This is a genomic window from Luteimonas panaciterrae (assembly GCF_020511115.1).
Lineage (GTDB): Bacteria > Pseudomonadota > Gammaproteobacteria > Xanthomonadales > Xanthomonadaceae > Luteimonas > Luteimonas panaciterrae.
Genome location: NZ_JAJAVH010000006.1, coordinates 15,675 through 30,783, shown reverse-complemented (window position 1 = coordinate 30,783; position 15,109 = coordinate 15,675). Strand labels below are relative to the sequence as shown.

The window sequence follows — 15,109 nt, the reverse complement described above, 5'->3', positions numbered from 1 at the left end:
GTCGCCACCGTCTGCGCGCGGCTACCGGCCGCGCACACCGCCACATCCGTCGAGGGGACTTCGATGACGCGCGCCACCCGCAAGCACAGCACACTCAGTCTGGCCATCGCATTGGGCCTGTCGGCCGCTCCCGCGCTGCATGCGCAGGAGGCGGCCGCGCCCGCCGAGCCTGACCGTGCCGCCGCGACCACGCTCGACAGCATCACCGTCACCGCGCGCAAGCGCGAGGAAACACTGCAGGACGTGCCGGTCGCGGTCACCGCGTTCACGCCGGCCCTGCTCGACAAGCTCAACATCCAGGACATCGGCGATCTCGACGCACAGGTGCCGAACCTCACCATCTACGCCGCGCGCGGCTCCAGCAGCACCGCCACCGCCTATATCCGCGGCATCGGCCAGGCCGATCCGCTGTGGGGCGTGGATCCGGGCGTGGGCATCTATCTGGATGATGTCTACATCGCCAGGCCGCAGGGCGCGCTGCTGGACGTGTTCGACGTCGGCCGCATCGAAGTGCTGCGCGGGCCACAGGGCACGCTGTACGGCAAGAACACCATCGGCGGCGCCATCAAGTACATCTCGCGCGAACTGCCCAAGGAGGTCCATGGTTTCGGCCAGATCACCGTGGGCAGCCACGACCAGCTCGACGCCAAGGCGGCGATCGGTGGCCCGATCGGCGGCAGCGAGGCATTGCGCGGACGCCTGTCGGTGGCCAGCCTCAACCGCGACGGATTCGGCAAGAACCTGGTCAACGATCAGGAAGTCAGCGACAAGGAGATCAACGCGGTCCGCTTTCAGCTCGGTGCTTTCGCGACCGAGCAGTTCGATGTGCAGTTCGCGATGGACTGGCTGGACGATCAGTCCGGCGTTCGCGGCGCAAAGCTGCTGGCACCCAATCCGCTGGCGCCGGCATATCAGCCGTTGAACGACCGCTACGACATCCGCAGCGGCATGCCCAACGTCAACGACACCACCATGAAAGGCGCCTCGGCCACGGTCAACTGGCGCCCGAACGCGGACTGGGCGTTCAAGTACGTGGTGGCCAAGCGCGAATCCGATACCGAGACCAACATCGACTTCGACGAAACGCCGCTGCCGCTCGTCGACGTGCTGGCGTTCTACAACGACGAGCAGGTCAGCCACGAATTGCAGGCCAACTACGACGCCGGCGGCCGCGCGCGCGGCGTGATGGGCCTGTACTTCTTCGACGGCGAGGCCGGCGGCCAGGTGCGCAACCATTTCGAGAATCCGTTCCTGCCGCCCTCGCTGACCAATCCGCTATATGGCGACACGCAAGGCAAGGTGCTGACCAAGAGCGTGGCGCTGTACGCGGACTGGACGTTCGATCTCACCGACCGCCTCAAGCTCGACGTCGGCGCGCGCTACACCGATGAAGAGAAGCACGCGATCGCATTGAACCGCTTCTACACGAACGGAAACTACGATACGGCCTGGGGCACGGCCGCCAATTTTGACAAGACGGTGAGCTTCGAGAACGTCTCGCCGAAGATCTCGCTGGATTACCAGGTCACGCCGGACATCATGATCTACGGCCTGGCCAGCCGTGGCTTCAAGTCGGGCGGCTTCAATATCCGCGCCAATACCACCGCGGTGCCGCGCTCGGGCGAACCCTTCGACGACGAATCCGTCGACAGTTACGAGATCGGCAGCAAGATGTCGCTGCTGGATCAGCGCCTGTTCCTGAACTTGTCGCTGTTCCACAACGTGTACAAGGACATTCAGCTGTCGGTGTTCACCTCCTACACGTTGCCCAACGGCAGCCAGAGCTTCTTCGGCGACTTCACCAATGCCGGCAAGGGCACTGTCGACGGTGCTGAAGTCGAATTCCAGTACCTGCCGACACCGAACTGGGTCGTCAGCGGCAATTTGGCCTGGCTCGACGCCAAGTACGACGAGTTCATCACCGCCGGCGTCAACGTCGCCGACACGCAGAAGTTCACCAATGCGCCGGACTTCTCGGGCGCGCTCAACGTGGAATACCGCACCGATCTGGCCAACGGCGGCAATCTGTCGGCGCGCGTGGGTTACAGCTATCAGAGCGAGGTGTGGCCGACCACTGATTTGAGTCCGCTGATCCGGCAAGGCGCTTACGGTCTGCTCGGCGCGGGCGTGACCTGGCGTCACGACGACCATTGGTCGTTCTCGCTGCAGGGCAGCAACCTCACCGACAAGGAATACCGCACCACCGGCTACAACATCGCCGCCTACGGCGTGCTCACTGGTTTCTACGGTCCGCCGCGCCAGTACACGCTCAGCGCGCGTTACGAGTTCTGAGGCAATCAAGGAAAGGGTTTCAGCAGGGGATGCTGCGGCCGCAAGGATGCGGCGACTGCCTCGGGTCCGGCTAGGCCGCATCACGGTGCCGTCGCTGCGACGCATCGCGACTTCCGTCGCGTCCACCGCTATGCTCCCGTGTGAGGTGGGGGCGGGCATGGGCAAGATCCAATCATCGCGAGCGCAAGCATTCCGAGCGCAAGCATTCCGACTGCAAGCTGGGCTACACCGATGCTGAGCATCGGCGTGGTCGTGCTGGCCGCGGTGCTGTGGCTGGCGCTGATGTTCGGCACGGCCTTGTACGGCGAGCGGCATCCGGCGGCGCTGGCGCGGCACTGGCGTCATGTCTATGCGCTGTCGCTGGCGGTGCATTGCACCTCGTGGTCGTTCTACGGCACCGTCACCCAGGCCGCGCGCTACGGCTGGCCGCTGCCGCCGACGTTTCTCGGCGCGATCGCGTTCTACGCGCTGGCCGTTGCTTTCATGATGCGATTGGTCCGGCTCGCGCGCGAGACCAATGCCACCTCCCTGGCCGATCTGATCGCCACGCGCCTGGGCAAGGACGCGTGGCTGGCCGCAGTGGTCACGTTGATCGCCGCGCTTGGCCTGATCCCGTACATCGCCTTGCAGTTGAAGGCGGTGACGATGAGCTTTTCCACGCTGACCGGTGGCGGCGCCGTCGCCGAAGTGTCGTTCTGGCGCGACGGCGCGCTGTACGTGGCGCTGGCGATGGCGCTGTTCGCGATGCTGTTCGGCACGCGCCGCGCCAGCGCGGTCGAGCACAATCGCGGCCTGGTGCTGGCGATCGCATTCGAATCGCTGTTCAAGCTGGCGGCGATGCTGGCGCTGGGCGCCTTCGTCTGGTTCGGACTCGATGCGCTGCCGCAGACGCCGCCTCCATCCGCACAGCAGACCAGTGACGGCTTCGCGCCGCTGGTGCTGCTGGGCGGGTTGGCGATGTTCATCCTGCCGCACCAGTTCCACGTCGGCGTGGTCGAATGCCGCGAAGAGGGCGACGTGCGCACCGCGCGGTGGCAGTTTCCGCTGTATCTGCTGCTGATCGCGCTGCCGGCATTGCCGCTGGCACGCGCGGGCGCTGCATTGCTTGGTGATAGCGTGCCCTCGGACATGTACGCACTGGCACTGCCGTTCTCGCGCGGGCATGAGGGCGTGGCGCTGTTCGCCTTCCTCGGCGGCCTGAGCGCGGCCACCGGCATGGTGGTGGTGAGTACGCTCACGCTGAGCTTGATGATCGGCAACCACTGGTTCGCACCGGGCCTATTGCGCGGCGCGTGGTCGCGCGGGCGCAATGGTGATAGCACCGATCGCCGCGGCGATGTGCTGTTGCTGCGGCGCGGCGGCATCATCGCGATCATGTTGCTGGCCTGGGCTTACAGCCGGTTGATCGCGGGCAACGACGCGCTCGCCGACGTCGGCGCGGTGTCGTTCTCGGCGCTGGCGACATTGACGCCGGCATTGGCCTTCGCGGTGTGGCGGCCGCAGACACCGGCACGCGCGGCCAGTATCGGTGTGCTGGTGGCTTTCGCGACCTGGGCCTGGGTGATGCTGGCGCCGATGTGGGTGGGTGTAAACGGTGAGGAAGGCTGGCTGCGACATGGCCCGCTTGGTCTCACGTGGCTGTCGCCGGATGCGTTGTTCGGCTTGACCGGCTGGAGCCGGCTCGGCCGCGCGGTTGGCGCCAGCTTGTTCACGGGCACGTTGGCGACATTGCTGGTGGCGGTGGTGCGCGTGGCGCCGCGCGCGGCCGCACGCGGCGCCGACGTGCGCACGTTGCGTGGCGCCGGGCGCCGTTTTCTCTCCGCGCGCAGCGTCGATGAGTTGCTCCGCGATGCGCCCGAGAATGGTCCCGTGCCGGCGGAGATCGAAGCGCGGCTCGAACGCGAACTCGCCGCCGTGCTCGGCAGCGCGTCGGCGCGGCTGTTGCTCGATGCCGCACGTCGGCAGGCGGGTCCTGATATCGGCCCCGATCTCGATACCGTCGCCACGATCGTCGGCGAGGCCTCGCAGGATTTGCGTTTCAACCAGCGTTTGCTCGAAGGCGCGCTGGAGAACATGAGCCAGGGCATCAGTGTGGTCGACGCACAGTTGCGGCTGGTGGCATGGAATCGCCGCTACGCCGAGTTGTTCGGCTATCCGCCGGAACTGTTGCAGGTCGGTCGCCCGATCGCCGATCTCAGCCGCTGGACCTTGCGGCGATTGCTGCCCGAACACGAGATCGAACACGCGCTGCAACGGCGCCTGGCCTGGATGCGTGCCGGCACGCCGCATCTGTCCGAGCGTGTGATGCCCGATGGCAGCAGCGCGGAAGGCATCATCGTCGAAATTCGCGGCAATCCGCTGCCGGGTGGCGGATTCGTGGCCACCTTTACCGATGTCACCGCGTTCCGCCGTGTCGAACGCGGTTTGCGCCAGGCCAACGAAACGCTGGAGCAGCGCGTGGGCGAACGCACCGCGCTGCTGGAATCGGCCAAGCGTGAAGCCGAACACGCCAACGATGCCAAGAGTCGCTTCCTCACCGCCGTCGGCCACGATCTGATGCAGCCACTGCATGCCGCGCGTCTGTTCACGGACACGCTCTCGCAGCAGATCGTCGGGCCGGCGCAACGTGAGGCGGTGATCCAGATTCGCGGCGCATTGGATTCCACCACCGATCTGCTCACCGGCCTGTTCGACATGTCGCGGCTGGAAGCGGGAGGCCTGGTGCCGCAGCCGCGCGAGTTTCCGTTGGCCGAGGTGCTTGATCCACTGGCTTCGGAGTTTCGCGCATTGGCGGCGGAGCGTGGTTTGAGTTTCGCCTGCGTGCCGACCGCGGCCTGGGTGCGCAGCGATCCGCAATTGCTACGCCGTGTGCTGCAGAACTTCCTCGCCAACGCCGTGCGCTATACGACACGTGGCGGTGTGTTGCTTGGTGTTCGCCGTGACGGCGATCTGCTGCGCATCGAAGTACACGACACTGGCCCCGGCATCGTGGAGGAGCAACGCGCGGCGATCTTCGAGGAGTTCCGTCGCGGCGAGGGCGCGGCGGGACAGGGGCTGGGCCTTGGGCTGGCGATCGCCGATCGCATCGCGCGATTGCTGGAGGCGCCGTTGTCGCTGCGCAGTCGCGTCGGCCGCGGCACCGTGTTCGCGCTGTCGGTGCCGCGCGTGGCCGCGCGCGCGCAGGCGGTGGCGACGACGGGACGCGCCGGCATCGCCGGGACGCGCGTGCTGATCGTGGACAACGAACCAGCGGCGCTGCAGTCGCTGCGCGCGTTGCTGGAAGGGTGGGGGTGCGAAGTAACGGCCGCTTCCAACGGCACGCAGGCGGAGGCTGCGCTGGCGCAGCACGAGGCGGCGCTATGGCTGTTCGACTATCACCTCGACGATGGCGACACCGGCGCCGCGTTGCACGCGCGCCTGACGCAGCGCTTCGGCCCGCGCCCGGTGTTGATCCTCAGCGCCGATGGTGGCGAGACCGTGCGTCGTGCCGTGCATGAGGCAGGGTTGCCGTTGCTGGCCAAGCCGCTCAAGCCGCTGGCGTTGAAATCGGTGCTCGACAGGCTGCTCGCTGCGCGCGCGGCGTGAAAGTCAGGACGCGATCTGCCGCGCCGGATCGCGCAATTCCAATTCGCGCAGCACCACGCCGGCCTGGGTGCGATTGCGCACGCCGAGTCGATCGAAGATCGCCGACAGATGCGCCTTCACCGTGCGTTCCTGCACGTCGAGACGATCGGCGATCTGCTTGTTGAGCAATCCTTCCGCCACCAGCGCCAATACCCGGAACTGCTGCGGCGACAGGCTGGCCAGCCGCGCGGCCAGTGCGCTGTCGTAGCCGGACGACTGCGCGCGCGCCACCGAGGCACGCAAAGAGGCGGGCAGCCATTGCTCACAGGCCATCACGCTGCGGATCGCCTCGCGCAGCTCGTCCAGGCCCGCGCTCTTGGGCAGATAGCCGGCAGCGCCGTGGTCGAGCGCGCGCCGCACCACTTGCGGATCGTCATTCGCCGAGACCACGATCACCGCCACGCCGGGATGCTGCGCGCGGATGGCGGCCAGCCCAGCCAGGCCGTGATTGCCGGGCATGTGCAGATCGAGCAGGACCAGGTCGATGCCCGGTTCGGCGTCCAGCGCTGCCAGTACGCCGTCCAGCGAGTCGGCTTCGCGCACTTGCAGGTCGTCGACGGCATCGGCCGCGGCCTGGCGCAGGGCGGCGCGGAACAGCGGATGGTCGTCGGCGATCAGCAAGAGCGGCATATCCCGATTCTGGCAGGAATCGAGCCCGATGCGCGGACGCGCGTGTGGTACCAAAGTACGATGAACGTCCGCCCCGCGCCTGTTAGCGTTTCAGAATGACCAGACTTTCGATTCGCGCCAGCGCCATCCTCCCGCGCGTCAGCGCTATCTTGGTGCCCGTTCTGCTGCTCGGCGCCTGCGCCAGCGGGCCGCAACGTAGCGCCACGGAGCTCACCATGCTCGCGTCCAACATGTTCACGTCCGAACGCAGCAGCGAGCATCGCGGCACCGACGATCTGCTCAGCGCCGGGCTCGGACGCGACGGTCTGCGCGCGATGACGCCACCGGCCTTCGCCGATGCCGCCCACCCGAGTACCTCGGAGCTGCGGCGGCGTGCGATCTGGCACAACTGGCGCGGCATCGCCGATCTGGCACCGGGGGGCGGCTTCGGCGAGCTGTACGGCACGCTGGCCGCGGTGCCCGGCCGCGAATACTCGGCCTACGCCAAGGTGCCGGGCGCGCATCAGCCGCATCGCGTGCTGGTGCAGGTGCCCGATACCTTCGATACGAAGAAGCGCTGCGTGGTGGTGACGGCATCCTCCGGTTCGCGCGGCATCTACGGCGCGATCGCCGTCGCCGGTGCCTGGGGCCTGCCGAAGGGCTGCGCGGTGGCGTACACCGACAAGGGCGCGGGCACTGATTATTTCGATCTCGATGCGCAATCCGGCGCGCGCGCCAACGGCACGCCGGGCACGCTCGGCGTCGATGCCGATCTGGCCTTCGTGCCCGATGCACCGGTGAACGCATCCGGCGTGGCCTTCAAGCACGCGCATTCGCTCGACAATCCCGAGGCGGACTGGGGCCGGCACGTGAAGCAGGCTGCCGAGTTCGCGTTGCACGCGTTGGGCGAGGCGATGCCCGACGCCGCGCCTTTCACGTTCGACAACACGCGTGTGATCGCCGTGGGTATTTCCAACGGTGGTGGGGCGGTGCTGCGCGCGGCCGAACTGGAAGGCGACTGGCTCGATGCGGTAGTCGCCGGCGAACCCAATGTGCAGGTCGAGGGCGCGCGTTCGCTTTACGACTACAGCACCGAGGCCGCATTGCTGATGCCGTGTGCGTTGCTGCATCTGAAGGATCTTGCGCAGCCGCCGCTGCGCGCCCAGGTCGAACCGTTGTGGACTGCCCGCTGCGCCTCGCTCAAGGCCGCGGGCATGATCGAAGGCGACGACGTCGCCGCGCAATCGGCATCGGCCTACCGGCGCATGCTCGATAACGGCTGGAGCGAAGCCTCGCTGCGTGCCGGCGTGGCTTCGGCCGGTTTCGATCTGTGGCGAGCGATCGCCACCACTTACGCTTCGGCCTACGGGCGCTATGGTGTGGGCGAACATCCCTGCGGCTATGCCTTCTCGGCCCAGAGCGCCGACTTGCGCCCGCGTGCGGCCACCGCCGAGGAGCGCGCGGCGTGGTGGAGCGATGCCGCCGGCATTCCGCCGGGCGCCGCGGTGGGGCTGGTCGACGCCAAGGCGGCATTGCCTGATCCGGGCTTCGCCGGCCTGCAATGCCTGCGCGCATTGAACGACGGCGACAGCACCGATGCGCAACGCGTGCGCAAGGGCATCGCCGAGGTTCGCGCCGGTCTGCCGCGCCGCGACCTGCCGGTGCTGGTGGTGCACGGCATCGACGACGGCCTGGTGCCGATCGCCTTCAGCAGCCGGCCGTGGGTGGCCAAGGCGCAGGCCGCCGGCCGCGACGTGCGCTACTGGCAGGTGCGGCATGCCCAGCATTTCGACGCCTTTCTCGGCTTCCCGGACTATGCCGCGCGCTACGTGCCGCTGCTGCCCTATGTGTACGCCGCGCTCGATCGCGTCGACGCCGTGCTCGACGGTACCGCGCGCATGCCCGCCGATGCCGTCGTCGAGAGCACGCCGCGCGGCGCGGGCAAGCCGCTGGCCGCGGAGCACCTGGCGCTGCCGCGCTAGCGGCGAAAAAGAGTGACGAATGCGGCGATCCTGCAGGGATCGCCCCACGCGCACGCGGAATTTGGCACGCTGTCGCTTTCCACGCCGGACCCCGTCATGCAGCGCCCCCGCCATTTCTCCATGCTTCGCGACTTCCAGCTCGCCGACTGGTTCACCCTCGGCAATGCGTTCTGCGGCACGGGGGCGGTGTTCGCGGCGATGCGTTTCCTGCAGGACGGTGTCGTTCGCGATCTGATGATCGGCATGGCGCTGATCCCGCTGGCCTTCATCTTCGACGCGCTCGACGGCCGCATCGCGCGCTGGCGCAAGGTGGCGTCCACGCTCGGGCGCGAACTGGATTCGCTCGCCGACGTGATCTCCTTCGGCGTCGCGCCGGCCGCGCTGGGCTACGCCTGTGGCCTGCAGGGCGGCTGGGACTGGGTGATCCTCAGCTACTTCGTCGGCTGCGGCGTCAGCCGCCTCGCGCGCTACAACGTCACCGCCGAGACCTTGGCCGACGGCGGCGACAAGGTGAAATATTTCGAAGGCACGCCGATCCCGACCAGCCTCGTCATCGTGATCGTGCTGGCGATCGCCGCATACGGCGGCCACATCGGCGAGGGGCTGTGGCTCGGCGTCTGGTCGCTGGGGCCGTGGCAGCTGCATCCGCTGACGCTGCTTTATGCCCTGTCCGGGTCGATGATGATCAGCAAGACACTGCGTATCCCCAAACTCTGAAGCCGCGGACGGGAAACGAACGTTTCCTGTCGCCGGGCATTGTTATCATCGCGCCAGGTTTCGGAGGACGGTGATGCAGGACGGCTATCAAGGCGGCGCCGGCGCGCCGGACGGTTTCGACGCGCTCACCCGGCAGTATTGGAAAGCCTGGAACGAGGCGCTGCGCGGCATGGCCGCGGGTGGCGGCTTCGCGCAGGCGCGGCCCGCGCCGGCTTCGCCGTGGCAGGCCGCGCTGGATGGCTGGGCGGCGTTCGCGCAGGGCGGATTGCCGGAGGCGAACGACGCGGTCGGGCGGCTCAGGACCCAGGCCGGCCATTGGCTCGGACAGATGCAGCAGCTGGCGGCGCAGTTCGCCGGCGCCAATGCCGGCGCGGGCGAGATCGCACAGGCCTGGAAGCGCATGCTGGGCGCCGCGGGCGGCAATCCCTTCGCACACGTGACCGGCTCGATGCACGGGCAGGGCGCGCAGAGTTTCGAACGCTGGCTCACGCAGGCCGCTCCGTGGATGAATGCGCTGGACGCCTGGCGCCACGAAGGCGCGGCCTGGTTGCACATGCCGACGTTCGGCCTGACGCGCGAACATCAGGAACGCTGGCAGGGTCTGGCGCAGGCGCACCTCGACTACCAGCAGCGCACCCAGGATTACAACGTGCTGATGTTCAAGGCGACCGAGGATGCCTACGGACTGTTCGAGCGCAAGCTGTCCGAAAGCGCGGAAAACGGCAAGAAGATCGAATCGGCGCGCGCGCTGTTCGATCTGTGGATCGACGCGGCGGAGGAGGCGTACGCGAAGATCGCCTTGTCGCGGGAATTCCGCGAGGTCTACGGCCAGATGGTCGATGCGCAGATGCGTCTGCGCGCGGGCATCCAGCGCGAGGTGGAGCAGGCTTGCGCCTTGTTCGACATGCCCACGCGCACCGAGCTTGACGGCGCGCATCGCAAGATCGTCGAACTGGAACGTCAGATGCGGCGTCTACGCGAAAGCCAGGGGCGTGCATCCGCGAACACAACCGCATCCAATGCATCCGCGGCACATGCGGAGATGGTGGCTGCCGGCAAGGAAACGAAGAAGCCGCCTGCGCGCGCTGCGAAATCGAGCGCTTCCGCGCGACGCAAGCCGGCGCGCGCATCCGCCACCGAACCCGTCAAGAAGAAGACGGCCGCCAAGGAAACACATGCGGCGCGCAGCGTGAAGCGCGGCCCGCTGTTCGCCATGTCCGGCATTCCCACGCCGCTGGCGCCGGAGCCGATGTCGGTGGGTACGGCCAAGACGGCGAAATCCGCTAAGAAGGGGCGCTGAGATGAACGGTCCGCTCAATTTCAGCGCTGACGCGCTGGCGGAAGAAGCCGCCACGCTGCAACAGAAACTCGGTGCCGGCCTCGCCACCTTGCGCGAGGTGGATGACGTCGATTTCGGTGCCACCACCCGCCAGGAAGTCTGGCGCGACGGCAAGACGGTGTTGTACCGCTTCATCGGCACCGAGCCGCGCCGTCAGCGCGGCGAAGAGGCGCCCACCGCGAAAATACCGCTACTGATCAGCTATGCGCTGGTCAACCGTCCGTACATGGTCGACCTGCAAAGCGACAAGTCGATCGTGCGCAATCTGCTCGCGCGCGGCGAGGACGTCTACATCATCGACTGGGGCTATCCGGACCGTTCCGATCGCTTCCTCACGCTCGAGGATTACATCGAACGCTTCATCGGCGGCGCCGTCGACCATCTGCGCGACACCCACGGCCTCGATGCCGTGAACCTGCTCGGCATCTGCCAGGGCGGCGCGTTCGCGCTGTGCTACGCGGCGCTGCATCCGGACAAGATCAAGAACCTGATCACCATGGTGACGCCGGTGGATTTCCACACCGACGACAACATGCTGTCGAACTGGGTGCGGAACATGAACGTCGACCTGTTCGTCGACACGCTCGGCAACGTGCCGGCCGACACGATGAACCTGTGCTACCTCACGCTCAAGCCGTGGCGGCTGTTCGTGCAGAAGTACGTCGGACTCGTCGACATCCTCGACGACAAGCGCGCGGTCGAGGATTTCCTGCGCATGGAAAAGTGGATCTTCGATTCGCCCGACCAGGCCGGCGAGGCCTTTCGCCAGTTCGTCAAGCAGTTCTATCAGGGCAACGGATTCGTCAACGGCGGCATCACGATCGGCGATCGCGAAGTGCATCTCGGATTGGTCGAAATGCCGGTGCTGAACATCTTCGCCGAGCAGGATCATCTGGTGCCGCCATCGGCTTCCAAACCGCTGAAGGGCTTGATCGGCAGCAGCGATTATTCCGAGCTTTCGTTCCGCGGCGGCCACATTGGCATTTACGTGTCGAGCCGCGCGCAGAAGGAAGTGCCTGGAGCGATTCATGAATGGCTTCGGGATCGCGCTTAGCCGATGCCCTGTCGGCATCGGCTGCGATCCCGAAAGCCCGGCCAGGGATGGCCGGGCGGGACGTTTCGTAGTCATGGTGTTGCGCCATGGATGGCATCGAATACTTCTATTGGGAATGCTTTGCGCAGTTTCCGTCTGCGTTAATGCTGCCGAAGCACCAAAGGAAATCGACGGCCTGATCCAGGCCGTTGGCCGTTCAGGTTGTCAATTCGAGCGCAACGGCAAGTGGTACGAAGCCGCTGCCGCGCAGTCGCATCTGCAGCGGAAATACGACTGGCTGCGCAAGCGCGACGCGGCCGGAACGGCCGAGCAGTTCATCGAACGCGCCGCGACCCGCAGCAGCATCAGCGGGAAGGCCTATCACATGCACTGCGGTGATCAGGCGTCGATTCCGGCATCCGAGTGGTTCGAGCGCGAGCTGCGACGCCAGCGCGGCGACGGGACGCGCTAGACTGCCCGCATCGCCAGCCGCTGTCGTATCCGATGAGCCAGCCACGAACTCTTTCCCGTTCCATCAACGATCGCGTGCTGGCCGGCGTGCTCGGCGGCGTCGCACGCCGCCTTCGCTGGAATTCGACGCTGGTGCGGGTGCTTTACGTCGCGGTATCGATCCTGTCGGCGGCCTTTCCCGGCATCCTGGTGTATCTGATCTTGTGGCTGCTGATGCCGGAAGGCGACGATTGAGCGCCGAGCCGGCGCGAACAGGGTTCTCGCGCGCCGGATTGCGCGCGTTGCAGGTCTGCGGGATCGTCTGGGCGTTGCCGAACACTCTGATCGGATTGATATTGGGCGCCGTCGGAATGGCGTTCGGCGCGCACGTGCATCTGCGACGTTCCGATTTCGCATTGGTCTTCCACAACTGGCCGTGGGGACCGGGCGGAGCGCTCACGCTCGGCAACGTCATCCTGCATACGGGCGATACGCTCGATGCCACGTGCATCACGTACGCGCATCGCGCGGGGCTCGGCGAAGAGCCCGAGATCCTGCTCGTCGATCACGAACGCGCGCATGTTTACCAATATATGACGTTGGGCCCGCTGTTCCTGCCGCTGTATCTATTGTGCGGCGGCATCAGCGTGCGCAATCGGTTCGAGCGCGCCGCCGATCGTTATGCACGCGAAGGGCGCGGCTGGTGGCCGTTCACGCGAGAACACGCGTAGTGCGTGTAATGGAAGTTTCAAATCATTGACGCACAGGCTGCCGACGAACGGTCGCCGTGTTTTACAGTCACATAACGGTCATTGAGATACGCTGTAACCGTCGGAGAAAAAGCGAAAGGTGAAAGCCGGACGCAATCGCTTCGACAAAGAAGGCTCAGCCGAACGGAGAAATCCGCAAGACTGGGCCTTCTGCTTTATGCGGATTCGTTTCCTTATTGATCGCGATCAGAAGGATAGCGCGAGAAGTGCATAAGCCTTCTCACGAGCGCGCCGCAAATCCCTGAAGAAGTGTGGTCACGCAATCGTCAACGTCGTGAATGTGTCGCCCGCCGCGCTGGCGTTCGGGCCGAAACGGCGTTCAGCGAAAGCGATCCTGTCTTCTCCGATCAACACGACGCTGCTGCAGCGCGTGCCGTAGTGCTCGCCGAGCACGAAGGGTGACGACAGGGCACGCTCCAAGTCGAGGCCGACCTTGGTGTCGGGAAGTTCCTCGTCCGGCGCCGGCGTCGCATCCGCGAGCGCATCGAACAGGGGTGAGAGCACCGTGGCATCGCCTTCCGCCCAGGCATCGACCGCGGGCGTCTGCAGCCATGCAGTGAGTGCCCGCGTCGCCCGGCCGCTTTTCGGCCACGGGGCATCGAAGGCCCCGTTCGACATCGCATGCATGCCCGGCGCGACAGCATATGAGGCAAATCGCGGATGATTGCTGGCGAAGGCCAGTGCCGTGCCGTCCCAGGTCAGCAGATTGAAGCGTCCGTACTCGGTCGCCGTCGGTGCCAGCGCCTGCGCGGCGGGCAGGGCATCGCTCGTCGCGCGGATGAAATGCTTCACCAGGCTGCCGCGCGATCGCGGGGCGGCTTCCTTACTGATGCCATCGCGCACGTTGGTAACCGCCGCCAGGCGCCCACGCGTCGAGACCTGCAGCCAGCTGCCGCCCTGCAGCAGATCGCGGCCGCCATACACGTCGGGCGCGTCCGGATCGGTGCCGGCAGCGGCGGTGGGGCGGGCATGGAACTCGTCGCGATTGGCGATCAGGGCGAGCGGATAGCGCGGGTGGACCCGCCAGGCGACAGCGATCAGGCACATCGCGAGATGCTATCCGATCGCGATAGGGGGTGTGCCGGCCGATTTGGATAAACGAAGCCTGAATATTTCAGCCGCATCGAATATGGCATGTCGATTCCGGATGTCCTGGATCGACGTTGTCATGAGCGCCAGGCAACGCGACGCCGGCGCCGCCTACATCCCATACAGGAGTTCTGCCATGAGTTACGTCGACGGTTACGTGCTTCCGGTCCCGAAGAAGAACCTCGCCAAATACCGTGCCCTGGCCCGCAAGGCCGGCCGCATCTGGATGGAATATGGCGCGCTGCAATACGTGGAGACCGTGGAGGATGACGTCAAACCCGGCAAGCTCACCTCGTTCCCGCAGAGCGTCAAGCTCAAGAAGGGCGAAGTGGTGATCTTTTCCTGGATCGTGTTCAAGACGCGCAAGCAGCGCGACAGCATCAACAAGAAGGTGATGGCCGATCCGCGCCTGGCCAACATGAATATCAACACCATGCCATTCGACGGTAAGCGCATGTTCTGGGGCGGTTTCAAGCCGATCGTCCAATTCTGAGCATCCGCGTAGTCCATCACGTCCCTGCCGAAGGCGCGCGCAGCAGAATGGCGCGCCTCCGGCACTCATCCAAAAAATCCAGGGAAATCCACCATGTCGAACATCAGAAAGCACATCACGACTCGGTTGTGTCAGCTGGCGTCTCTGGCGCTGCTGGTCTCGGGCGCCGCCAGCGCCGCCGAGACGACGGCTTCCGAGAAAATTTATGAAATCGACCCGATGCACACCTATCCGAGTTTCGAAGCCGATCACATGGGCGGTGTCTCGGTATGGCGCGGCAAGTTCAACAAGACTTCCGGCACGATCACGCTCGACAAGGCCGCAAAGACCGGCTCGGTCGACGTCACCGTGGACGTGGCGAGCATCGATTACGGCCTGGATGCGATGAACGACATGGCCAAGAGCGACAAGCTGTTCGATGCCGCCAAGTATCCGACCGCGACCTACAAAGGCAAGCTGGCCGATTTCGTCGACGGCAAGCCGACGAAGGTGGAGGGCGAGCTGACGCTGCATGGCGTCACCAAGCCGGTCACGCTGACGGTCCGCTCCTTCAAGTGCATGCCGCATCCGATGTTCAAGCGCGAACTGTGCGGCGCCGATGCCGCGGCCACGATCAAGCGCGATGCGTTTGGTATGGATGCGGGCAAGGATTACGGATTCAGCATGGACGTCGAATTGCGCATCCAGGTGGAAGCTATCGTCAAGGAATGA

13 protein-coding genes are annotated in these 15,109 nt (G+C 65.9%); 11 read left to right on the top strand and 2 right to left on the bottom strand.

The genetic code is table 11. From position 1 onward, the window contains the following. Positions 1-63 precede the first annotated feature (63 nt). Both LG367_RS07770 and LG367_RS07765 read left to right on the top strand, forming a co-directional pair. Complete coding sequence (locus LG367_RS07770) at positions 64-2,292, top strand: TonB-dependent receptor (protein WP_226468677.1); 2,229 nt, start codon at positions 64-66, stop codon at positions 2,290-2,292. Positions 2,293-2,523: 231 nt separating this feature from the next. Beyond that, positions 2,524-5,877 carry a hybrid sensor histidine kinase/response regulator gene (locus LG367_RS07765; RefSeq protein ID WP_226468676.1) on the top strand — a complete coding sequence of 1,118 codons (3,354 nt, stop codon included), beginning with the start codon at positions 2,524-2,526 and terminating at the stop codon, positions 5,875-5,877. Between the two features lie 3 nt (positions 5,878-5,880). Here the strand turns inward: LG367_RS07765 and LG367_RS07760 are convergent, their stop codons facing one another. Further along, the gene (locus LG367_RS07760; RefSeq protein WP_226468675.1) at positions 5,881-6,546 is read right to left on the bottom strand and encodes a response regulator transcription factor; all 666 of its coding nucleotides are present in this window, start codon (positions 6,544-6,546) and stop codon (positions 5,881-5,883) included. A 95-nt stretch (positions 6,547-6,641) separates the two neighbouring features. Between LG367_RS07760 and LG367_RS07755 the strand changes: the two genes are divergently transcribed. From LG367_RS07755 to LG367_RS07725, 7 genes are all read left to right on the top strand, one after another. Further along, on the top strand, positions 6,642-8,507 hold the full coding sequence (locus tag LG367_RS07755; protein ID WP_226468674.1) for a D-(-)-3-hydroxybutyrate oligomer hydrolase: 1,866 nt from the start codon (positions 6,642-6,644) through the stop codon (positions 8,505-8,507). 96 nt (positions 8,508-8,603) lie between these two features. Continuing rightward, on the top strand, positions 8,604-9,224 hold the full coding sequence (locus LG367_RS07750; protein WP_226468673.1) for a CDP-alcohol phosphatidyltransferase family protein: 621 nt from the start codon (positions 8,604-8,606) through the stop codon (positions 9,222-9,224). A gap of 73 nt (positions 9,225-9,297) precedes the next feature. Then, positions 9,298-10,524 (top strand): class III poly(R)-hydroxyalkanoic acid synthase subunit PhaE, encoded by a 1,227-nt coding sequence (phaE, locus tag LG367_RS07745; RefSeq protein WP_226468672.1) that lies wholly within the window; start codon positions 9,298-9,300, stop codon positions 10,522-10,524. Between the two features lies 1 nt (position 10,525). Continuing rightward, positions 10,526-11,617 (top strand): class III poly(R)-hydroxyalkanoic acid synthase subunit PhaC, encoded by a 1,092-nt coding sequence (locus tag LG367_RS07740; protein ID WP_226468671.1) that lies wholly within the window; start codon positions 10,526-10,528, stop codon positions 11,615-11,617. Further along, complete coding sequence (locus LG367_RS07735; protein WP_226468670.1) at positions 11,592-12,068, top strand: YfeK family protein; 477 nt, start codon at positions 11,592-11,594, stop codon at positions 12,066-12,068. The genes LG367_RS07740 and LG367_RS07735 overlap by 26 nt, the downstream gene beginning before the upstream one ends. A gap of 32 nt (positions 12,069-12,100) precedes the next feature. After that, a complete protein-coding gene (locus LG367_RS07730; RefSeq protein ID WP_226468669.1) occupies positions 12,101-12,301 on the top strand; it encodes a PspC domain-containing protein in 201 nt (66 codons plus the stop codon). Next, positions 12,298-12,777 carry a hypothetical protein gene (locus LG367_RS07725; protein ID WP_226468668.1) on the top strand — a complete coding sequence of 160 codons (480 nt, stop codon included), beginning with the start codon at positions 12,298-12,300 and terminating at the stop codon, positions 12,775-12,777. Before LG367_RS07730 ends, LG367_RS07725 begins: the two co-directional genes overlap by 4 nt. 294 nt (positions 12,778-13,071) lie before the next feature. Here the strand turns inward: LG367_RS07725 and LG367_RS07720 are convergent, their stop codons facing one another. After that, the gene (locus LG367_RS07720) at positions 13,072-13,863 is read right to left on the bottom strand and encodes an NRDE family protein (RefSeq protein WP_226468667.1); all 792 of its coding nucleotides are present in this window, start codon (positions 13,861-13,863) and stop codon (positions 13,072-13,074) included. Between the two features lie 178 nt (positions 13,864-14,041). On the opposite strand from LG367_RS07720, the gene LG367_RS07715 reads away from it, so the two are divergent. Together LG367_RS07715 and LG367_RS07710 are read left to right on the top strand one after the other, a co-directional pair. Further along, positions 14,042-14,398 (top strand): DUF1428 domain-containing protein, encoded by a 357-nt coding sequence (locus tag LG367_RS07715; protein ID WP_226468666.1) that lies wholly within the window; start codon positions 14,042-14,044, stop codon positions 14,396-14,398. A 93-nt stretch (positions 14,399-14,491) separates the two neighbouring features. Further along, the gene (locus LG367_RS07710; protein ID WP_226468665.1) at positions 14,492-15,109 is read left to right on the top strand and encodes a YceI family protein; all 618 of its coding nucleotides are present in this window, start codon (positions 14,492-14,494) and stop codon (positions 15,107-15,109) included.